This window comes from Pusillimonas caeni (assembly GCF_003545815.1).
Taxonomy (GTDB): Bacteria; Pseudomonadota; Gammaproteobacteria; order Burkholderiales; family Burkholderiaceae_B; genus Pusillimonas; species Pusillimonas caeni.
Genome location: NZ_PDUW01000004.1, coordinates 181,293 through 200,763, shown reverse-complemented (window position 1 = coordinate 200,763; position 19,471 = coordinate 181,293). Strand labels below are relative to the sequence as shown.

Genomic DNA, 19,471 nt, shown 5'->3' with positions numbered 1-19,471 from the left:
CGACGCGGTGTCAGAAGGGCCGTACGATGACGAGGATGAGGACGGCCAGCAACAAAAGTACCGGAATCTCGTTGAACCAGCGGTAGAAGCGATGGCTGCGCGTGTTGCGGCCAGCCTCGAATTTCTTGAGCAGGCGGCCGCAGGCATGATGGTAGCCCAGCAGCAGCACCACGCAGAGCAATTTGGCGTGCATCCAGCCCTGCCCCATGCCCAAGCCGTAGCCCAGGAAGAGCCACAGGCCCAGCAGCAGCGCCGGAACGGCCAGGATGGTCATGAAGCGGTACAGCCGCCGCGCCATGCCCAGCAGCTGCCGCTGCACCGCCGGCTCGGTGCTTTGCGCCAGGTTCACATAGATGCGGGGCAGGTAGAACAGGGCCGCAAACCATGAAATGACGAAAAGCAGATGAAACGACTTGATCCAGAGCATGGGTCAGCCGCGCAGTTGCCCGTCGCCGGTCAATACCCATTTATAGGTGGTCAGGCCTTCGAGGCCGACCGGCCCGCGCGCATGCAGCCGGTTGGTCGAGATGCCGATCTCGGCGCCCAGGCCGTACTCGAAACCGTCCGCGAAGCAGGTGGGAAGATTGATGTAGACGGAACTGGAGTCGACCTCGCGCTGGAAGCGGGTGGCGGCCGAAAGGCTTTCGGTGACGATGGCCTCGGTATGGCCGGAGCTCCAGCGGGCGATGTGCTCGATGGCTTGCTGCAGGTCGTCGACGACCCGGATGGCAAGAATGGGTTCCAGGTATTCGGTCGCCCAGTCTTCGTCGGTGGCGGGTATGACGTCGGACACCAGCGCCTGGGTGCGTTCGCAGCCGCGCAGCTCTACGCCTTTTTCGCGCAGGGTGGCCGCCAGCCGGGGCAGGATGGCGCCGGCGACGTCGCAATGGACCAGCAGGGTTTCCATGGTGCCGCAGATGCCGTAGCGATAGGTCTTGGCATTGACGGCGATGTCGTGGGCCTTGTCCAGGTCGGCCGCCGCATCGAGGTAGACGTGGCAATTGCCGTCCAGGTGCTTGAGCAGAGGCACCTTGGCCTCGGCGGCCAGGCGGGCGATGAGGCCCTTGCCGCCGCGCGGGATGATGACGTCGATATAGTCCGTGAGGGTGACGAGCTCGCCCACCAGGCCGCGGTCGGTGGTGCCGGCGACCTGCACGGCGTCCTGGGGCAGGCCGGCATCGTCGAGGCCGGCGCGAATGACTTCGCCCAGGGCCTGGTTGGAGTGGAAGGCCTCGCTGCCGCCGCGCAGTATGGTGGCGTTGCCTGATTTCAGGCACAGCGCGGCGGCGTCGATGGTGACGTTGGGCCGCGATTCGTAGATGATGCCGATGACGCCCAGGGGCACGCGCATCTGGCCGACCCGCATGCCGTTGGGCCGGACGACGGACGTCGTCTGGATGCCGACTGGGTCGGGCATGGCGGCGATCTGCTGCAGGCCGGCGCCCATGGTGGCCAGCGCCTTGTCCGACAGGGTAAGGCGGTCGACCAGCGCGGCGGGCAGTTGGTTGCGGCGTGCCGCTTCGAGATCTTTGGCGTTGGCTTCTTGCAGGGCCTGCTTGCTGTGCTGAAGGCGTTCGGCCATGGCGCGCAAGGCCGCCGCCTTGGCCGAGTCGGGGGCGGACATCATCAGGCGCGAGGCGGCGCGGGCGCGCTGCCCGAGTTCGAGCGCCGTGGCGCGGGTGGCTTGTTCGATGGCTTGGGTGTCGTTGGAACCAAGGCTGTTCATGCTGGGCTCTGCAAAAGAAGAGACTGGGCGCAGCGGCGCCGAAACCTCTATTGTAATGGGTGTCAGCCGGCTCGCGCCGCGCGCGTTGCGGCCACGCGCAGCACCAGCCTGGCAAGCTCTTCCCAGGGATCGTCGAGGCGGCCCGGCGCCTTCAGTCCCTTGATCAGCCGGTCGACGTCATGCGCATGCTGCACGGCCACCGGCCACAAGCCGGCCGGCAGGCGGCGCAAGGTCTGGCGCAGCAGTTGTTCTCGAGGGCCGAACACGCGCTGCTGCCGCATGGCGCCGCCGATGTCCTGTCCCGCCGCCTGGGCCGCGGCAAGCCTGGCCAGCAGCCGGATTTCATCGCCGACCGCCCAGAGAACCAGGGGCAGGCCTTCGCCTTCGGCCTTCAGGCCGGCCAGGATGCGCAGCGCCCGGTTGGCTTGTCCGGACAGCATGGCGTCGCGCAGGCCGAAGACGTCGTAGCGCGCGACGTCAAGGACGGCCTGTTCGACCTCCTTGGGGCTGATGGGACCCTCAGGGTGCAACAGGCCGAGTTTCTGGATTTCTTGATGGGCGGCCAGGAGATTGCCTTCGACCTTGTCGGCCATCCATTCCAGGCTCTCGGGCTGAAGGCTCTGGCCTTGGCGCGCAAGGCGCTGGCGGATCCAATCGGGCAGGTTCTGGCGCTCGATGGTGGGCACTTCGACGAAGGCGCTCGCCTGCTGCAGGGCGGCGGCCCATTTGCTGGAGCGCGTGGCGCGGTCGAGCCGGGGCAGGCTGATCAGCATAACCGTGTCGGGCAGCCCGGCGCCGCCCGCAAGCCCGGCGAGATTGACCAGGGTGTCGCCGCCGGCCTTGCCCGGCTTGCCGCCCGGAATCTTGAGCTCGATCAGGCGCCGGTCGCCGAACAGCGAGACATTCTGTGTTGCGCCCATGACGGCCGACCAGTCGCTGCGCGCGTCCATGACCAGGCTGGTGCGTTCCAGGTATCCGGCCTTGGCGGCCAGCGAGCGCAAGCCATCGAGCGCCTCGGTGACCAGCAGGGGCTCGTCGCCGGAAATTACGTACAGGCCGTCCAGGCTGCGGCCCGACTGGCTCGCCTGGTCGAGCTGCCGCAAGAGGCCATCGATCCCGAGCCCGCGCGCCATGCTAGTACGACGGGAGCATGCCCGGCCCGGGCAGCGGAGTGCGGTCGGGCGAGGGCATCATGTCGTCGGAAGGTATTTCGGGGGACTCCGGCGCGATGTCTTGGGTTTCCGGCGTAATGGCCTCGCGATTGCTGTAGGCTTCGGCGACCTCCGGCGAGGTGATGCGGCGGACGATGCGGTCTATCAAGCTACGCTGCATCTCCTGGAACAGCGAGCCGATTTCGCCCTGCTTGGCCTGCAGCGCATCCGGATCGTAGGGGACTTCGCGGGTGGAGCTCAGGGTGGTGGGTGGCAGCAGCACCCGGCCCTGGGCGTCGGTAAGCTGGAAGACGAAGATGAGGTTGAGCTCGTATTCTTCGACGCGGCCTTCCGGGCTGATGGAGATTTCGCGCATCGAGCGGCGCATCGAGATCTGGGTGAGGCGGGCCTCGGCCTCGGTGACATCGTCCACGAAGCGGGTGTTGGGCGAGGTAGCGACGATCAGGCGGCGCAGGTCGGCGCCGAACGCCGAGTTTTCGTTGATGTTGGTATAGAGCGTGTTGAAGGGCAGGGGCGAAGTGCCCTTCATCCGGAACCCGCAGGCGGCGAGCAAGGCCAGAAGCAGCACGCAGGCGAGCCCGCGCAGCCCCAGGCGGGATGCAGTCAAGGTGGGGCGGTACGCGGTGAGGTGCATGATTTATCCGACTTTATCCGACGACATTGACGAGTTTACCGGGGACCACGATGACCCGCTTGACGGGACGGCCTTCCAGGAAACGGGCCACGGCTTCGTGCTCGGCGGCCTGCTGCTCGATCTGGGGCTTGGGCGTGCCGTTGGCCACCAGAATGGAGCCGCGCAGCTTGCCGTTGACCTGCAGCATGAGTTCGACCTCGTCGGCGACGAGGGCCGATTCGTCGACCTGGGGCCAGGGCGCATCCAGGATGTCGCCGTGGCGATCGTGGTAACCCAGCTCGCGCCACAATTGCCAGGTGACGTGCGGCACGACGGGATAGAGCACGCGAAGCAGCACGCCCAGTGCGTCGGCCATGCCCTGGCGGGCGATGGACGTATCGGGCAGCGAGGCCGACTCGAGCGTATTGAGCATTTTCATGCATGCCGAGACGACGGTGTTGTACTGGATGCGCTGGTAGTCGTAGTCGGCCTGCTTGAGCTGGCCATGCACTTCGCGGCGTAGCGTCTTGGTGGCCGCGTCGGCCGCGGACCAGTCGGGCTGTTCCGTGCCGATGTCGCGGACGGCGGCCTGCTGGGCATGGCAGAAGGCCCACAGCCGGCGCAGGAAGCGGTGCGCGCCCTCGACGCCCGAGTCGGACCACTCGAGGGTCTGCTCGGGCGGGCTGGCGAACATCACGAAGAGCCGCGCCGTGTCGGCGCCCATGGAGTCGATCAGCGATTGGGGATCGACGCCGTTGTTCTTGGACTTGGACATCGTGCCGATGCCGCCGTACTGCACGGCCGAGCCGTCGGAACGCAGGCGCGCACCCACGATGACGCCCTTGGCGTCATGGATGTCCTCGACCTCTTCGGGCCAGAAGTACTCGATGCCGCCCTGTTCGTTCTTGCGCGAATAGATGTGGTTCAGCACCATGCCCTGGCAAAGCAGGCGGGTGAAGGGCTCGTCGAAATCCACCAGGCCCAGGTCGCGCATGACCCGTGTCCAGAACCGGGCATACAGCAGGTGCAGCACGGCATGCTCGATGCCGCCGATGTACTGGTCCATGGGCATCCAGTAATCGTTGCGGCTGTCGACCATGGCCTGATCGTTGCCCGGCGAGGTGTAGCGCATGAAATACCAGGACGAATCGACAAAGGTGTCCATGGTGTCGGTTTCGCGCCGGGCGGGTTTGCCGCAGCTCGGGCAGGTGCAGGACAGAAAGGCCTCGTGCTTGGCGAGGGGGTTGCCGCTGCCGTCGGGGATGAGGTCGTCGGGCAGCACCACGGGCAGGTCTTTCTCGGGCACCGGCACGGGGCCGCAGTGCTCGCAGTGGATGATGGGAATGGGGGTGCCCCAGTAGCGCTGGCGCGAGATGCCCCAGTCGCGCAGCCGCCAGGTGGTCTGTTTTTCGCCCAGGCCCTTGGCCGCGAGGTCGGCGGCCACGGCGTCGACGGTGGCCTGGTGGTCCAGGCCGTCGTACTTGCCCGAGTTGACGGTGCGGCCCTGCTGCTTGTCGCCGTACCATTCCTGCCATGCGTCGGTCGAGAAGGCCTTGCCTTCGACGGCGATGACGTCCTTGATGGGCAGGCCGTATTTTCTGGCGAAGGCGAAGTCGCGTTCGTCGTGGGCCGGCACGCCCATGACGGCGCCGTCGCCGTAGCTCATGAGTACATAGTTGCCGACCCAGACCTCGATCTGCTGGCCGGTAAGAGGGTGAGTGACCGTGAGGCCGGTGCGCATGCCTTCTTTCTCGCGCGTGGCCAGCTCGGCTTCGGTCGTGCCGCCCTGCTTGCAGGCTTCGATGAAGGCGGCCAGCTCGGCGTCGCCGCGGGCCGCGTGCGCGGCCAGGGGATGCTCGGGCGCGACGGCGCAGAAGGTGACGCCCATGATGGTGTCGGCGCGTGTGGTGAAGACGTACATGCGGCCGTCCTGGATGAGCCGGCCGTCGTCACCGTGGATGTCGTGCGTGAACGCGAAGCGCACGCCCTCGCTCTTGCCTATCCAGTTTTCCTGCATGAGGCGCACGCGCTCGGGCCAGCCCGGCAGGCCGTTCTGCACCTGTTCGAGCAGCCCTTCGGCGTAGTCGGTGATGCGCAGGTAGTAGCCTGGAATCTCGCGTTTTTCGACCGGCGCGCCGGAACGCCAGCCGCGCCCGTCGATGACCTGCTCGTTGGCCAGCACCGTCTGGTCGACCGGGTCCCAGTTGACGACCTGGGTCTTGCGGTAGGCGATGCCTTTTTCGAGCATCTTCAGGAACAGCCATTGGTTCCACTTGTAGTAGCCGGGATCGCAGGCGCACATTTCGCGCGACCAGTCGATGGCCAGCCCCATCGCCTGCATCTGCTTCTTCATGTAGGCGATGTTGTCGTAGGTCCATTTGGCGGGCGGCACCTTGGACTTGATGGCGGCGTTTTCGGCCGGCATGCCGAAGGCGTCCCAGCCCATGGGCATCAGGACGTTGTACCCGCGCATGCGCAGCTGCCGCGCCATCATGTCATTGATGGTGTAGTTGCGCACGTGGCCCATGTGCAGCTTGCCGCTGGGATAGGGCAGCATCGAGCAGGCGTAGAACTTCGGCTTGGGTTGGCCGTCGGCGCCGACGGCGTGCTCGGTGACGCGATAGGCATCGCGGGCTTGCCAGTCTTGCCGGGCGGCCGCTTCGACTTCGGCGGGATTGTAGCGTTCCTGCATGGGTTCGGATTCTTTGGTTTCGGGTTAGGGCAAACGTCACATTATAGGACGCGCAAAACCAAAATGCCCCGCTGTGGGCGGGGCATTCGTGGGGTACGGCGCCGAGTCGATTACTTGAGCTTGGTCTCTTTGTAGTCGACGTGCTTGCGAGCAACGGGATCGAACTTCTTGATCAGCATTTTCTCGGGCATGTTGCGCTTGTTCTTGGTGGTCGTGTAGAAATGACCGGTACCAGCCGTGGATTCGAGTTTGATTTTCTCGCGGATGCCTTTAGCCATGATGTGCTCCTAGTATGGGTTTACCGGTGCTGCGGATTAAACCGCTTGACCGCGGGCACGCAGGTCGGCCAGAACGGATTCGATGCCGTTCTTGTCGATGGTGCGGATGGCGCTGGCCGAAACACGCAGGCGAACCCAGCGGTTTTCGCTTTCGACCCAGAACCGGCGCGATTGCAGGTTGGGCAAAAAGCGACGCTTGGTCTTGTTGTTAGCGTGCGAAACATTGTTGCCCGTGCGCGGGCCCTTGCCGGTAACTTGGCATACGCGTGCCATGATCATACCCCTTAAAAAATTTGCTCTGCCGCGATTTCGCCCTGCATGTTCTGCCGCCTGCGAGACTGCCCGGGTTTGTTTGCGGGTTTGTTTACGTTGCGGGTTCGTTTGCAGAACTTGCTTGCGGGCCTGGGCGGGTTGCTACACCCCGGGTTAATCACCCCAGGTTGCTACACTACACCAAACCCGGCATCTGTAAAGCCATGTATTCTATAACGAAAAGCACGTCCTTATCAAGCAGCTCGGCGGGCGAGGAACCCAAAAAGCCACGATAGCACCATGCAGGTCGCCAGAATGCCGGTCAAAGGCAGGGCGCTATCGGACTGCCAGTGGCTGATGCCGATGCCCGCCAGGGTGCCGCTGACCATCTGCACCCCGCCCATCATGGCCGATGCAACCCCCAGGCGATGACCCTGGCGCGACAGGGCCAGGGCCGCCGCGTTGGGGTTGACGAAGCCCTGGCTGGCCATGAAGCCCATCAGGCACAGTATCAGCAGGGGCAGCGTCAGCCAGCCCGCAAGCGTCAGCGCCAGGCCGGTCAGGGTGACCAGCACGACGCAGATCTGCGCCCGCTTGAGCAGCCGCTCCGGCGGATGGCGGTCCAGCAGCCGGGCGCTGAGCTGTGAAGAAAAAATCAGCGAAGCCGCGCACAGGCCGAACAGAAAGCCGAAGTACTGGGGCTCGACGCCGTAGATGTTGATCAGGACGCGCGGCGAGCCCGATATGTAGGTGAAGATGCCCGCGCTGCCCAGCCCGCCCGCCAGCGAATAGCAGATGAACTGGCGATTGCGCAGCAGGCCCCAGTAGTTGCGCGCTATGGTGGCGACGCGCAGCGGGACGATTTTTTCAGCGGGAAGGGTCTCCCGCATGTGGCGCGCCGTCATGAACAGCAATGTCGCTCCCACCAGGGCCATGATGCCGAAGATGCCGCGCCAGCCTGCGATGAACAGCACCTGGCCGCCGATGATGGGGCCCAATATGGGCGTCACGCCCATGATGAGCAGCAGCAGCGACAGCGCCTTGGCGGCATCGCGGGTGTCGAGGTTGTCGCGCACGACGGCCCGGGGAACCACCATGCCCGCCGCGCCCCCCAGGGCCTGCACGACGCGCCAGAGCGTCAGATGCTCGATATCGCTGGTAAATGCGCAGCCGACCGAGGCAATGGTGAAGATGACCAGTCCCGCCATCAGGGGCCTCTTGCGGCCGTAGCGGTCGGCCAGCGGCCCGTAGACGATTTGCGCCATCGCCAGCCCCAGCAGGTAGCTGGCCAGCGTGCGCTCGACCTGTCCCTGGGTGGCGCCCAGGCCCTCGACGATGGCGGGGAACGACGGCAGATACATGTCGATGGCCAGAGGCCCCAGCGCGGTCAGGGCGCCCATGAGCAGCAGCCAGCCCGGCACGGTGCGAGTCAATTGTCTGGAAGGCATCAAAGAGACGTGGGCCCGCGAGCCCCGGAAGAAAGAAGCAAGTAGTCTAACAGCGATTACGGGCGCCGGCCGAGCGCTTTGGCCGGCGGGGGCGCCTTGGGCGACGGCATATGCCGCGGGTCGCATTTGGTGATAAATTGACGGGCGAGCAACCCATCCGGACGCATGCAAGAAGGCCGGAGGCCGATTTGCCGACGAATAACAGTGACCAGAACATAAAACACGAGGGCTTCGCTGTCCCGATTGAGGATTCGATTTCAGCTAAGTAAAGGGAGTTGAGAACGTGAGTGCTGTCTTGTCTTTGGTAGAAAAAAAACTTGCCTCATTGCCGCTGCCGGTGCAGGTGGTGCTGCCCAGTGGAGAAACGGCGGGGCCGGCCAACGCCCGCATCCGCATGAAGGTCAAGGATAATTCGACGCTGCGCCATCTGGCCTCCGGCGAGGCGGGTACATTGGGCGAAGACTACGTCGAGGGAAAATTCGATTTCGAAGGCTCGATGCGCGATCTGATGCTGCTGGCGTCGTCGATCCTGCCCGACTCGCCCATCGAAACGGCCAAGGGCAGCTGGTTCACCAGCATGAAGCGGCACTGGGTCTCCATCCGGCGGCATTCGCAGGCGCGCGACGCCCGCCAGATCCAGTTCCACTACGACCTGTCCGACGAGTTCTACCAGCTTTGGCTCGATCCGCGGCGGGTCTATTCATGCGCCTATTTCCGCGAGCCCGACATGACGCTGGCCCAGGCGCAGGAAGCCAAGCTCGACCACATCTGCCGCAAGCTGCGCCTGCATGAGGGCGAGCGCTTCCTGGACATCGGCGCGGGCTGGGGCGGCCTGCTGTTGTGGGCGGCCGAGAACTACGGTGTGGACGCGACCGGCATCACGCTGTCCAAGAACCAGCACGCCCATGTCAACCGCCTGATCGAAGAAAAAGGCCTGTCGGGACGGGTGCGTATGACTTTGCTGGACTACCGCGAACTGGACGAGGCCAAGCCCTACGACAAGATCGCCTCGGTGGGCATGTTCGAGCACGTGGGCCGCGCCCAGCTGTTCGAGTATTTTTCCAAGCTGCGCCGCCTGCTCAGGCCCGGCGGCCTGATCATGAACCACGGCATCACGGCGGGCGGGGTCTACAACGCCGAAGTGGGCGCCGGCATGGGCGAGTTCATCGAAAAATACATCTTCCCGGGCGGGGAGCTGACCCACATCAGCAACGAGCTGGCCCAGATCGCCGACGCCGGACTCGAGGACGTCGACGTCGAGAACCTGCGCCCGCACTATGCCCGCACGCTGTGGGCATGGAGCGATGCGCTCGAGGCGCAGCTGGACGAGGCGCGCAAGACGCTCAAGGGCGAGAACGGCGAGCGTTCGCTGCGCGCCTATCGCATCTACCTGGCCGGCTGCGCGATGGGGTTCGAGCATGCCTGGATAGCGCTGCATCAGGTGCTGCTGCAGCACAAGCCCGTGGCGGGCCGCCGCGACGAGCTGGATCACCCGGCCGATCTCTCCTACCCCTGGCGGCGCGACTACATCTACCGCTGATCACTGCGCGCGGGCGTGTTGCCGCACCACGCGCCAGTACCACAGGTGCTGCAGCAGGGCCGACAGCGCCAGGCCGACGACGGCCATCAGCCACATCGACGAGGCGCCTGTCGGCGCGCCGGGCATGACGACGTCCAGCACGGGTTTCAGGCTTCCGGCAAGGGGGCCGAAACCCAGCCACCAGCCTCCGATCAGGCCTATGCCGGTCAGCGCGATGATCTGCATCAGCAGCGGCACGACGGCCACCTTGTAGGCGCGCAGCAGGTAAGAGTTGATGCACTGCATGGCGTCGCACAGATGGAAGTAGGGGACGATTTGCAGCAGGGTGGCCGCCATGGCCGCGACCTTCAGGTCGTCGGTATAGGCGGCGAGAATGGCCGGCCGGCCGCCCACGACCAGCGAGATGGCCACGATCGCGCCCGCCAGGGTGATGGTCAGTCCGGCCAGACCCGTCTGGCGCGCACGCAGCATATCGCGCGCGCCGATGGCCTGCGCCGTCAGGGACGCCGAGGCGATGCCCACCGACATGGGCAGCATGTAGCACAGGGCGACGAGGTTGGCGGTGATCTGATGGCCGCCGGTGACATACATGCCTTCGCGCGCAATCAGCAGCGCCATGAAGCTGAAGGCGCATACTTCCACCAGATAAGAGCCGCCCATGGGGATGCCCAGGCGCAGCAACTCCTTGAGATCCGTCCAGCGCGGCCTGTCCAGGCGCGGCTGGAACTGCCTGAAGAACTCGTCGTGGTGGATGATCCAAAGGCCGGCGGCCAGGCTGAACCAGCTGGTGAGGGCGGTGGACAGTCCGGCGCCGGCGGCGCCCATGGCGGGGATGCCCAGCTTGCCGAAGATGAACACCCAGTTGAACAAGGCCTTGACCCCGATGCTGGCCAGATTGATGGCCATGACGATCTTGGGTCGGGACACGGCCGTGCCGAACGAATAGATGGAGCGGAACACGAGCGCCGCCGGCAGCGCCAGGATGAGGGCGCGCAGATACCAGGTGACGCCGCTGCGCACCGCCGGGTCGACGTCGCCGGACAGTGTCAGCCAGACGTTCGGAAACAGCATGGCGACCGCGCCGATGGCGGACAGGCCCAGGGCCAGCCAGACCCCCTGGCCCCAGGCGCGGCCAACCTCGAGCAGGCGCTTGCCGCCATAATGCTGGCCGATGATGGGAATGAGGGCATGGATCACGCCCATCAGGCCGACGAAGATCGTGATGTAGATGGAGACGGCCAAGGACATGGCCTGCAGGTCGGCGGCGCTGGCGTGGCCCGCCATGGCGGTGTCCATGACGCCGAAGGCCATGCTGGCCCAGGCGCTGATGAGCACCGGCCAGGCTTGCCGCAGCGTTTCGCCGACGTGTTGAAGGAAGGACCGCGTGGCAGGCGGGCTCATTGAGGCGTGATGCGCAGCAGGCGGAACATTTCGCGCCGGTCGGCGCCGCGCTTGCCTTCCCAGAGCACCCGGGCCTGCGGCGTGTAGTCGGCGGCGCCGGACTGCACGGCCTCGGGCGAGGTCTGCTGCAGCACCAGGGAGCAGTCGGCGCTGTAGCTGAACCGCAACTCATTGAACACGAGGAAGGAGGCCCGCTGACCGGTTCCCAGGGCCAGACCGCGTACGCATTCTCCCGGGCGCTGGTGGGTCTGCAAGGCCTGGGCTAGTTGTCCGGATACTTCGCGGTAGCTGCGCACGTAGTCGAGGGCCGGCAGCCAGAGCGTGACCAGCAGCAGCCAGGTGAGCACGATGCCGCAGGCCGACAGCACGGTTCCGCGCCACAAGGCGGAGGGCTTGGTGTGCAGCCGCCAATAGACTATGGCGATCCAGGCCAGGGTGCCCAGCAGGGCGATCACGACGGCCGGCCAGTAGACGAAGGCTTCGTAGCCGCGGGTCTGGCGCGCGATGTTGTGCGAGATCTGCTCGGGCCAGCCGGCCTGCAGGGCGATCCAGCCCAGCCAGACGGTCGCGCAGGTGAGCGAAAAGCACATGACGGCGAACCAGTCCAGCGAATTGACCACGCCGCGGCGCAGCGTGGGCAGGGCGAAGGCGGCCAGCACCGCCGCCGGCACGGCCATGAGGCTGTATTCGGGTTCGAACGGATCGGCCAGGAACAGCATGATGACGAAAGGCCACAGCACGAACATCAGGGGTATCCAGATGTGCGGGGCGAACAGCCAGGCGCGCCAGCGCCACAGGGCGAGCAGGGCGAAGGGCCAGGTGGGCCACAGGAACCAGGGCAGGTCGCGCAGGACGCTGAGGATCTCCTGGTAGCGGGGCGGGCCGAAGGAGGTGACGTTCCAGAGCCACCAGTTATGGATCCAGTAGGTGCTGAAATGGTTGGCGGGTATCCACCAGAGCAGGCACAGGAATACCGCCAGCACGGCGCTGATGATCAGCCAGTGCTTCATGGGCCAGAGCGCGCTGCGCGGAATGAAGGCGCAGGGCACGGCCAGAATGATGGGCAGGGAGCCGATCCAGCCGCGGGTCAGGAAGGCGGCGGCCAGCGCGACGCCCAGCGTGATGGCGCCGGAGAGCGGATGGTCGAGCATGCGCGCGACGGCGTAGAAGGCGAGGGCCTGGAAGGCGATCAGGGCCGGCACTTCGGAGGTTTCGTGCAGGCGCCACATGATGCCGACCGTGGCGAGAATGAGCAGCAGGGCGGCGTCGGCGATCATGCGGCCGTAGTCGCGCACGGTGGGCTCGCCGCCGAAGGGCAGAGCGAGGGGCTGAGGTTCGGGCCGGCGCCCCAGCAGATAAGTGCCGTACCAGACGGAGCCGGTGATCAGGCCGAACCAGAGCAGGTTGGGCAGGCGCGAGGCGATGAGGGCCGCATCGAGCGGCGAGGTGAAGAGTTCGAACAGCGGCCCGAAGAGCCATATGCTGAAGGCGCCCACCCAGGTGATGAGAGGGCCGTTCTGGGCATAGGCCATATTGCCGATCTGGGGCAGCAGCCAGGTTTGCCATGAGCCTTCGAGCGCGGTCATCATGGTGGCCAGGCCAGCTACGTCGTCGGTTTTCCAGGGGTCCCGGAAGAACAGCCCCGCCAGTATGTACACCAGCCCCAGGGCCAATAGAAGCAGCCGGGGAAGCTTGGTGGTGGCCGTTGCGGTCAGCCGCGCCGGCGTGGAACGAGAGTCTTGCAGAGCCACAGAGCAATTAGGGACGAAAGTGACGGGACAGGGCCATCTTAAAGTAAAAAGGCAGCCCTGAGGCTGCCTTTTCGAGACCGTTCAATGAGGCCGATGTTGCCGCGACGGACGGCCGTTGCGGCGGCAAGCATCCATGGGAGGGCGCCTTGCGCGAAGGCGAGGCGCCGCTGGAATCAGGAAGCTTTTTTGACGGTGCCGGCGGTGCGGGCAAAACGGGCGCGGAACTTCTCGACGCGGCCCGTCTCGACGATGCGCGTTTGCGCGCCGGTGTAGAAGGGATGCGACTCCGAGGTGACTTCGCACTTGAAGAGCGGATAGGTCTTGCCGTCGATCTCGGTGGTTTCGCGGCTGTTCAGGGTGGAACGCGAGATGAACGTGTTGCCGGTTTGCTGGTCGAGAAATGCGACTTCGCGGTATTCGGGGTGGATGCCTTCTTTCATGGTAATTTCCTGTGGGCTTTCGCCTATGCTTGTTGGGGGTCGCCGGTCTGTAAGCTTGCGCTTTTTCTATGTGCTTTTGCTTCTCTTTAAGCTTTAAAGTCACTAGGCAGCTCAGCCACGTATCCAAAGTAACTCGTAAGTTTATCATGTGTCGCTGGGTTTGCTCAAGTGCTCTATGCGGGCTAGCAACTGCCGGCGTTCTGGCGGTGATGCTGTGACTTGAAGTGTTGCTGTTTTTGGGTTCTTGAGCGCCGCCGGAGGAGGGTCTATCTGAACCGGGCGGTCGGGCGGTCCGAGGCAGCGCCCTCCAACGCCCGGTTCAGATAGACCCTCCTCCAGCGGCTCACATTTGAGGCAAGCCATGCAAGCCGGCAGGCCGGCTTCTCGAAGCATAGGCGCGCAGTGTCGGTATCTCGCATGGCGAACCGCATCGCCCCCGACAGCGCTAAAGGACCAAAAACGGGCCTTGAACGGATACGGGATGCAGCTCCGACTGCATTGAATAACCCGCCGCCTACAGTGAAGTGAAGCCCAGGCCAGGAAACCTAGACCTGTCCTCGCTCGGCCAGCGATACCGCGCCCTGCGCGGTGACGATGAGGTGGTCCAGCAGGCGGATGTCGACCAGGGCCAGGGCGTGCTTGAGGTGGCGGGTGAGGGCGAGGTCGGCCTGGCTGGGTTCCGAGACGCCGGATGGGTGATTGTGGGCCAGGATGAGGGCGGCGGCGTGGTGGCGCAGGCCGGCGCGCACGACTTCGCGCGGATATATCGATGCCTGGCTAAGCGTGCCGCGGGCCAGCTCTTCGGCGGCGACGAGGCGGTACTGGCTGTCGAGGTACAGCGCCATGCAGTGCTCGACGCGCAGGTGGCCCAGCATGGCGATGCAATAGTGCTTGACCCGCTGGGGCTGGTCGAGGTCGATGCCGGCTTGCAGGGTTTCGGCCAGGGCGCGCCGGTTCAGTTCGTTGATGGCGAGCAGTTCGCAGGTTTTGGCTGGGCCCAGGCCCGGCACCTTGAGCAGCGCCTGGGCATCGGCCGAGAGCAGCCCGCGCAAGCCCTTGAAACGGCTGATGAGACCGCGGGCAAGATCGACCGCGTCGCTGCCGCGCGGGCCGGTGCGCAGGACGATGGCCAGCAGTTCGGGCGTGGTGAGCACCCGGGCGCCGTGGGCGAGCAGGCGTTCGCGGGGGCGCTCGGCTTGGAGTGGAGGGCGATCGAAAGGCATAAAGGCTCTAAAATAGAGAAATATCAGACTTTCGTACGGTGACAGATTTTGACCTCGCAAGCCCATCCGGTGAACGTTTTTGTCCGCCCGGATTCCTACCTTACTTTGCACTACCGCATCGAGATCACCAGCGGCCCGGCCGCGGGCTCGGTCTTCGCGGACACGTTCAGCGATCGGCCGGCCACGCTGCAGATGGGCGTCGGCCAATGGGCGCCCGGCATGGAAGAGGCGCTGATCGGGCGCGAGGAGGGCAGCCGCTTTTCCGTCGACCTGCCGGCCTCGCAGGCCTACGGCGACCGCAATCCGGACCTCCTGCAGTGCGTGACGCAGGCCATGCTCGATGCCAACACCGAACCCGGCACGGTGTTTCAGCCGGGCGACATCGTCGAGTTCGCGGCGCCCAATGGGGGACGGTACTCGGGGGTCTTCAAAGAGCAAGGCGATGGCTGGGCGCTGTTCGATTTCAATCATCCGCTGGCCGGCGCGGACCTGCGCATCGACGTGTCGCTGCTTGGAGTACTGTAATGACTGACAACACGGCCGCGGCGAGCGGCATGGGGCCCGAGGTCGTGCTGGCGCAGCCGCGCGGCTTTTGTGCGGGGGTCGATCGCGCGATCGACATCGTCGAGCGGGCGATCGAGCTGCATGGCGCGCCGATCTACGTGCGGCACGAAATCGTGCACAACCGTTACGTGGTGCAGGATCTTCGCGCCAAGGGCGCGATTTTCATCGACGAGCTGGATCAGGCGCCCAGCGGCGCCATCGTGGTGTTTTCGGCCCACGGAGTTTCCAAGGACGTGCGGGCGCAGGCCGAGAGCATGGGCTTGCGGGTGTTCGACGCCACGTGCCCGCTGGTCACCAAAGTGCACGTCGAGGTGGCGCGGATGCGCGCGGCGGGCAAGGAAATCGTCATGATCGGGCACCGCGGCCACCCCGAGGTGGAAGGCACCCTCGGCCAGGCCCGCGAAGGCATGTATCTGGTCGAAACGCCGCAGGACGTCGCCGAGCTCGAGGTCGCCTCGCCGGACAACCTGGCGTTCGTCACCCAGACCACGCTGTCGGTGGACGACGCGGCGCAGGTGGCCGACGCGCTGCGCAAGCGCTTTCCCAACATCGTCGAACCCAAAAAGAGCGATATCTGCTATGCCACGCAGAACCGCCAGGACGCGGTCAAGATCATGGCGCCCGATTGCGATCTGGTGCTGGTGGTGGGCAGCGTCAACAGCTCGAACTCAAACCGCCTGCGCGAAGTGGCCGAGCGCCGCGGCGCCCGCGCCCATCTCATCGACGATCCCGACATGATCGATCCCGCATGGCTCGACGAAACGCGCCGGGTCGGCGTCACCGCGGGGGCGTCGGCGCCCGAGATACTGGTCGAGCAGGTCATCGAGCGGCTCAAGCAGCTGGGGGCGGTGTCGGTGCGCACGCTGCCCGGAACCGAAGAAAACATCGCTTTTCCACTGCCGCGCGAGCTTTCCCGCAAACGCGCCGTGTAGTATCAACAGGCCATAGGTCCGCACGGCGCCGGCGAAGCAGGGGTGCGCCGGCGTTGACGGACTCGATCAACCACGGGATCCACAATGAGAAAAACTGCAGGTATTCTGGCCGCCCTCGCGGTGGTGGCGGTCGCGTATGTAGCGACGACATGGTATGTGGGCAAGCAGGCCCATGCGACCATCGAGCAGGCCGTGGCCCAGGCGAACGAGCGCATGGCGCAGGCCATGGTCGCCCAGCCGGGCGCGGGCAAGGCAAAGCTGGCCGTGGCCGAGTACCGCCGCCGCGTCTTTTCATCCGACGTCGTCTATTCGCTGCAGTTGCAGGACGAATCTGGCCAGAAGCAGGAATTCCTGCTGAGCGACCATCTTCAGCACGGGCCGTTTCCGCTGGACGCGATCCGGACGGGGCGCTTGGCCCCCATGCTGGCGCTGAGCCAGGCGCGGCTGCTGCCGTCGGCTGCGACCCAGGCGTGGTTCGACAGCCTGGATGGCGACACGCCGGTCACCGGACGCACCGAAGTGAGGTTCGGCGGCAAGGCTGTGTCCGAATGGACGTTCAAGCCCTTGAATGTCGCCCAGGGCGGCGAGGTGCTGAAGTTCTCGGGCGGGACCATGCAGGCGTCGTTCGACAACGACTTTTCCGACAGCCGGGTATCGGGGGAATTCGATCTGCTCGATTACTCGATGGGAGCCGAAGCCGAGCGCATCGCCATCGACGGCGTGCGCTTCGAGTATGAAGCCTCCGGCGGCGAAGGGACGCGCATGCATTCGACCACCCGGGCGGCGCGACTCGATCTGGAAGTGCCCGACGAAGACACGGTCTCGCTGCGCGACGCGGTGATGGACGTTTCCAGCGAACAAAGCGGCGATCTGGCCAGCGGCGCCATACGCTACGATTTTGGCCAAGTCCAATTGGGCACCAGGAACCTGGGCCAGATGTCGATGGGCGCGCGGGGCCGGGACCTGAGCATGCCCGCCCTGTCGGAGCTGGCGCAGGTCTACGACGAGCTGAGCGCTCGTCACGGTCCGCGCGAAGAGGAGTGGCAGCTTTCGCCGGACGAGGCGGCGCTGCTGCAGGAAAAATTCCTTGCGCTGCTGGCCAGCAATCCGGTACTGATCTTCGATCCGCTCGTCTGGAAGAACGATCAGGGCGAGAGCAGCGCCGGCCTTACGGTGGAACTGACCCGGCCGGCCGGGTCCGCTGAGGCGGCGTCGATCGACGCGCTGCTGCAACAGGCCGTGCGCGGGCTCGAGCTGAACCTGCGCATCGAGAAAGCCATGTTCGTCCGGGCAATGGCCCAGTTGCAGGGCGCGGCCGACGATCCCGAGATCACCGCCTTGGCAGGATCTTTGTATGACGAGTATGCAAACCGTTTGCAGGCCGCCGGACTGGTCGCTTTCGCCGAGCAAGCCGCCACCGCGAAAATCGTGTATCGCGATGGCCGGATCGACGCCAACGGCAGGCAGATGCCGGTGGCCGAGTTCATGCAGCGCGCGCTGCTGGCGCTGCTGATGTAGAACGCCAGTGTAAAAAAAGGCGCAAATCCCCGTCAGTAGGGATTTGCGCCTTCGCCCAATAGGCCGGTTGCGGCGCGGCCTTTACCTGGCGATATTCTGTACGCGCTCCATCAGGGCCGGGTCTTGCTGGATGGCCTGGTTGATGCCGTTGAACTCCTCCACGGTCATGCCTTCCTTGCGAACCACGTCGACCATTTTCTCGTCAGCCTCGCGGTACACCTCCTGGCGCGTGGCTTCGTCGGTGGACGATTGCAGCTTGGGCGTGTATTCCTGCGAAATGACGGCGACCTTCTTGGATGCACTGACGAACTTCTCGAGTTGCGCATCAGAGTAGTTCACAGGGGCCTGCTGCGCGGCGGGCGCCTGTGCTTGTTGCGCCATCGAGGGGGCAGCGGCGGCGCCCATGGCGAGCAGCGCGGCCGAGCATGCGGTAGTGATCCATTTATTCATGCAGACTCCTATTCAGTTGCGGGTGAGTACATCTCTATGGTGCCAACTCTGGCGGCCAGCACAAGGTTTTCGCTGTGAGGGGCATTGTCGAGGGGAAACCTTAGGTTACGGTTCCCTTGCGGCCTTGTGATATGGGGCAGAACTGGACAGGCTTGTTACCGGATGGAATCATTTCCATAAGGTATGTCGCGTTTCATGCCCATGGCGGCGGACGTGCCGGCAACCGCGTTTTCGGCGGGGGGCGCGGCGCTGGATTCGTCGGAAAGGCGCCCGCGATGCGAGCCGTAGTGGCGCGCATAGATCCATGTGAATTCCGCGCCCAGCAGGAACACCTGCGCGGCGTAATAGACCCAGATCAGCAGGATGATGAGCGAGCCCGCCGCGGCCAGCACCGAGATCGAGGTGCTTTTGCCGACGTACATTCCGATCAGCAGCTTGCCGATCTCGAAGAGCACCGCGGTCACCAAAGCGCCGATCCAGACGTCGCGCCAGGCGATCCTGGCCTGGGGCATGAATTTGAAGATCATGGCGAACAGCACGGTGGTGATGGCGAAGGTGATGACGGTATTGGCCAGTTGCAGCACAGTCTCCATGCCCGGAAAGAAACTGCCCGCCCAAGCGCCCAGGGCGGCCAGCCCGGTAGTGACCACCAGCGACACGAGCAGCAGGAATGCCAGCCCCAGGACCAGCCCGAACGACAGCAGCCGTGCCCGTATGGTGCGCCAGATGCCCTGGACGCGCTGGGTCTTGGGGACTTCCCATATCCGGTCCAGCGCGGTTTGCAGCTCGGCAAAGACGCGGGTCGAGCCCCAGATCAGCACGCCGGCGCTGATCAAAGTGGCGGTCAGCCCCTGGCTGGGCCGGTCGGCGTCGCGTATGAGGGCCTGGATGCCGGCGGCGGCGTCGTTGCCGACAATGTCGCCAAGCTGATGGATGAGTTGGCCGCGCACGGCTTCCTCGCCCCAGACGAAGCCGGCGACGGCAATGATGATGATCATCAGCGGGGCGATGGAAAACGCGGTGTAGAAGGCAATGGCGGCCCCGAGGCTGGAGGCGTAATCGTCCTGCCAGGCCCGGATGGAGTTGCGCGTCAGGTCGTAATAGTCCCTTGGCCGCATGGAGTGGTCCTTCATACGCGCTCGGGCGGGTTTCCGGGCGGTACTTGAGGCGGTTCGCGCACGCCGGGGGGCGCTTCGCGGGGCGGCAGGTCGATGTCCGGCTCGGGCTCGTCCGGCGGAGGCGGGATTTCATTCGGATCGTCCGGCGGGATCTCGTCGGGTCCGGGCGGTTCGGTCTCGGGCGGGCGCTGCGGCGGGGTGCGCGGGGGCTGGTCCGGAGGCACTTCCGGCACGTGGGCGAATCGTATCGAGCGTGGATCGTATAGGAGCATGTTGGGTTCTCCTGTTGGGCGCCGAAGGCCGGCGGACATGCATCGGTGGCGGGCTCGGTGCAAGTTTCATGCCTGAATCGG

Annotated in this window: 19 protein-coding genes; 4 read left to right on the top strand and 15 right to left on the bottom strand. The window is 65.3% G+C overall.

Annotation, left to right across the window (positions count from 1 at the left end):
• Window positions 1-10: 10 nt before the first annotated feature.
• The 8 genes from CSC67_RS10845 to CSC67_RS10810 all read right to left on the bottom strand — a co-directional run bounded on the left by CSC67_RS10845 (window position 11) and on the right by CSC67_RS10810 (window position 8,181).
• The gene (locus CSC67_RS10845) at window positions 11-427 is read right to left on the bottom strand and encodes a CopD family protein (RefSeq protein ID WP_118994540.1); all 417 of its coding nucleotides are present in this window, start codon (window positions 425-427) and stop codon (window positions 11-13) included.
• Window positions 428-430: 3 nt separating this feature from the next.
• Window positions 431-1,726 carry a glutamate-5-semialdehyde dehydrogenase gene (locus tag CSC67_RS10840; RefSeq protein WP_118994539.1) on the bottom strand — a complete coding sequence of 432 codons (1,296 nt, stop codon included), beginning with the start codon at window positions 1,724-1,726 and terminating at the stop codon, window positions 431-433.
• Between the two features lie 62 nt (window positions 1,727-1,788).
• On the bottom strand, window positions 1,789-2,859 hold the full coding sequence (gene holA, locus CSC67_RS10835; RefSeq protein ID WP_118994538.1) for a DNA polymerase III subunit delta: 1,071 nt from the start codon (window positions 2,857-2,859) through the stop codon (window positions 1,789-1,791).
• Between the two features lies 1 nt (window position 2,860).
• Entirely contained in the window at window positions 2,861-3,532 is a 672-nt protein-coding gene (locus CSC67_RS10830) for an LPS-assembly lipoprotein LptE (protein WP_118994537.1), read from the bottom strand.
• A 13-nt stretch (window positions 3,533-3,545) separates the two neighbouring features.
• Window positions 3,546-6,203, bottom strand: a complete 2,658-nt coding sequence (leuS, locus tag CSC67_RS10825; protein WP_118994536.1) for a leucine--tRNA ligase — start codon at window positions 6,201-6,203, stop codon at window positions 3,546-3,548.
• A 110-nt stretch (window positions 6,204-6,313) separates the two neighbouring features.
• On the bottom strand, window positions 6,314-6,481 hold the full coding sequence (gene rpmG, locus CSC67_RS10820; protein WP_003810296.1) for a 50S ribosomal protein L33: 168 nt from the start codon (window positions 6,479-6,481) through the stop codon (window positions 6,314-6,316).
• A 36-nt stretch (window positions 6,482-6,517) separates the two neighbouring features.
• The gene (gene rpmB, locus CSC67_RS10815; RefSeq protein ID WP_026068229.1) at window positions 6,518-6,754 is read right to left on the bottom strand and encodes a 50S ribosomal protein L28; all 237 of its coding nucleotides are present in this window, start codon (window positions 6,752-6,754) and stop codon (window positions 6,518-6,520) included.
• 233 nt (window positions 6,755-6,987) lie between these two features.
• The gene (locus CSC67_RS10810; RefSeq protein ID WP_118994535.1) at window positions 6,988-8,181 is read right to left on the bottom strand and encodes a multidrug effflux MFS transporter; all 1,194 of its coding nucleotides are present in this window, start codon (window positions 8,179-8,181) and stop codon (window positions 6,988-6,990) included.
• Window positions 8,182-8,464: 283 nt separating this feature from the next.
• Between CSC67_RS10810 and CSC67_RS10805 the strand changes: the two genes are divergently transcribed.
• Window positions 8,465-9,721: a class I SAM-dependent methyltransferase gene (locus CSC67_RS10805; RefSeq protein ID WP_118994534.1), complete on the top strand. Its 1,257-nt coding sequence runs from the start codon at window positions 8,465-8,467 to the stop codon at window positions 9,719-9,721.
• On the opposite strand, the gene CSC67_RS10800 is transcribed toward CSC67_RS10805, so the two are convergent.
• The 4 genes from CSC67_RS10800 to radC all read right to left on the bottom strand — a co-directional run bounded on the left by CSC67_RS10800 (window position 9,722) and on the right by radC (window position 14,536).
• Complete coding sequence (locus CSC67_RS10800; protein ID WP_118994533.1) at window positions 9,722-11,122, bottom strand: MATE family efflux transporter; 1,401 nt, start codon at window positions 11,120-11,122, stop codon at window positions 9,722-9,724.
• Window positions 11,119-12,873 (bottom strand): ArnT family glycosyltransferase, encoded by a 1,755-nt coding sequence (locus CSC67_RS10795; protein ID WP_167752850.1) that lies wholly within the window; start codon window positions 12,871-12,873, stop codon window positions 11,119-11,121. Before CSC67_RS10795 ends, CSC67_RS10800 begins: the two co-directional genes overlap by 4 nt.
• 173 nt (window positions 12,874-13,046) lie before the next feature.
• The gene (locus CSC67_RS10790) at window positions 13,047-13,313 is read right to left on the bottom strand and encodes a type B 50S ribosomal protein L31 (protein ID WP_118994532.1); all 267 of its coding nucleotides are present in this window, start codon (window positions 13,311-13,313) and stop codon (window positions 13,047-13,049) included.
• Between the two features lie 545 nt (window positions 13,314-13,858).
• A complete protein-coding gene (radC, locus tag CSC67_RS10785; protein ID WP_118994531.1) occupies window positions 13,859-14,536 on the bottom strand; it encodes a RadC family protein in 678 nt (225 codons plus the stop codon).
• Between the two features lie 48 nt (window positions 14,537-14,584).
• Between radC and CSC67_RS10780 the strand changes: the two genes are divergently transcribed.
• The 3 genes from CSC67_RS10780 (at window position 14,585) to CSC67_RS10770 (ending at window position 17,550) form a co-directional block, all read left to right on the top strand.
• On the top strand, window positions 14,585-15,061 hold the full coding sequence (locus tag CSC67_RS10780; RefSeq protein ID WP_118994530.1) for an FKBP-type peptidyl-prolyl cis-trans isomerase: 477 nt from the start codon (window positions 14,585-14,587) through the stop codon (window positions 15,059-15,061).
• A complete protein-coding gene (gene ispH, locus CSC67_RS10775) occupies window positions 15,061-16,032 on the top strand; it encodes a 4-hydroxy-3-methylbut-2-enyl diphosphate reductase (RefSeq protein ID WP_209304311.1) in 972 nt (323 codons plus the stop codon). The genes CSC67_RS10780 and ispH overlap by 1 nt, the downstream gene beginning before the upstream one ends.
• 84 nt (window positions 16,033-16,116) lie before the next feature.
• Window positions 16,117-17,550 carry a YdgA family protein gene (locus CSC67_RS10770; RefSeq protein WP_118994529.1) on the top strand — a complete coding sequence of 478 codons (1,434 nt, stop codon included), beginning with the start codon at window positions 16,117-16,119 and terminating at the stop codon, window positions 17,548-17,550.
• Between the two features lie 81 nt (window positions 17,551-17,631).
• Here CSC67_RS10770 and CSC67_RS10765 read toward each other — a convergent pair whose 3' ends face one another.
• The 3 genes from CSC67_RS10765 to CSC67_RS10755 all read right to left on the bottom strand — a co-directional run bounded on the left by CSC67_RS10765 (window position 17,632) and on the right by CSC67_RS10755 (window position 19,390).
• A complete protein-coding gene (locus CSC67_RS10765) occupies window positions 17,632-18,000 on the bottom strand; it encodes a DUF4168 domain-containing protein (RefSeq protein ID WP_118994528.1) in 369 nt (122 codons plus the stop codon).
• Between the two features lie 155 nt (window positions 18,001-18,155).
• Entirely contained in the window at window positions 18,156-19,133 is a 978-nt protein-coding gene (locus CSC67_RS10760) for a YihY/virulence factor BrkB family protein (RefSeq protein ID WP_245220201.1), read from the bottom strand.
• The gene (locus CSC67_RS10755; protein WP_118994527.1) at window positions 19,130-19,390 is read right to left on the bottom strand and encodes a hypothetical protein; all 261 of its coding nucleotides are present in this window, start codon (window positions 19,388-19,390) and stop codon (window positions 19,130-19,132) included. Before CSC67_RS10755 ends, CSC67_RS10760 begins: the two co-directional genes overlap by 4 nt.
• Window positions 19,391-19,471: the final 81 nt, after the last annotated feature.

What these genes read in the sequence shown, in the direction of transcription:
- rpmB (WP_026068229.1), bottom strand. Translation starts at nt 6,754, where the DNA reads ATGGCACGCGTATGCCAAGTTACCGGCAAGGGCCCGCGCACGGGCAAC.
- CSC67_RS10830 (WP_118994537.1), bottom strand. Translation starts at nt 3,532, where the DNA reads ATGCACCTCACCGCGTACCGCCCCACCTTGACTGCATCCCGCCTGGGG.
- CSC67_RS10770 (WP_118994529.1), top strand. Translation starts at nt 16,117, where the DNA reads ATGAGAAAAACTGCAGGTATTCTGGCCGCCCTCGCGGTGGTGGCGGTC.
- CSC67_RS10800 (WP_118994533.1), bottom strand. Translation starts at nt 11,122, where the DNA reads ATGAGCCCGCCTGCCACGCGGTCCTTCCTTCAACACGTCGGCGAAACG.
- CSC67_RS10765 (WP_118994528.1), bottom strand. Translation starts at nt 18,000, where the DNA reads ATGAATAAATGGATCACTACCGCATGCTCGGCCGCGCTGCTCGCCATG.
- CSC67_RS10760 (WP_245220201.1), bottom strand. Translation starts at nt 19,133, where the DNA reads ATGAAGGACCACTCCATGCGGCCAAGGGACTATTACGACCTGACGCGC.
- holA (WP_118994538.1), bottom strand. Translation starts at nt 2,859, where the DNA reads ATGGCGCGCGGGCTCGGGATCGATGGCCTCTTGCGGCAGCTCGACCAG.
- CSC67_RS10840 (WP_118994539.1), bottom strand. Translation starts at nt 1,726, where the DNA reads ATGAACAGCCTTGGTTCCAACGACACCCAAGCCATCGAACAAGCCACC.
- rpmG (WP_003810296.1), bottom strand. Translation starts at nt 6,481, where the DNA reads ATGGCTAAAGGCATCCGCGAGAAAATCAAACTCGAATCCACGGCTGGT.
- CSC67_RS10845 (WP_118994540.1), bottom strand. Translation starts at nt 427, where the DNA reads ATGCTCTGGATCAAGTCGTTTCATCTGCTTTTCGTCATTTCATGGTTT.
- CSC67_RS10790 (WP_118994532.1), bottom strand. Translation starts at nt 13,313, where the DNA reads ATGAAAGAAGGCATCCACCCCGAATACCGCGAAGTCGCATTTCTCGAC.
- ispH (WP_209304311.1), top strand. Translation starts at nt 15,061, where the DNA reads ATGACTGACAACACGGCCGCGGCGAGCGGCATGGGGCCCGAGGTCGTG.
- leuS (WP_118994536.1), bottom strand. Translation starts at nt 6,203, where the DNA reads ATGCAGGAACGCTACAATCCCGCCGAAGTCGAAGCGGCCGCCCGGCAA.
- radC (WP_118994531.1), bottom strand. Translation starts at nt 14,536, where the DNA reads ATGCCTTTCGATCGCCCTCCACTCCAAGCCGAGCGCCCCCGCGAACGC.
- CSC67_RS10755 (WP_118994527.1), bottom strand. Translation starts at nt 19,390, where the DNA reads ATGCTCCTATACGATCCACGCTCGATACGATTCGCCCACGTGCCGGAA.
- CSC67_RS10810 (WP_118994535.1), bottom strand. Translation starts at nt 8,181, where the DNA reads ATGCCTTCCAGACAATTGACTCGCACCGTGCCGGGCTGGCTGCTGCTC.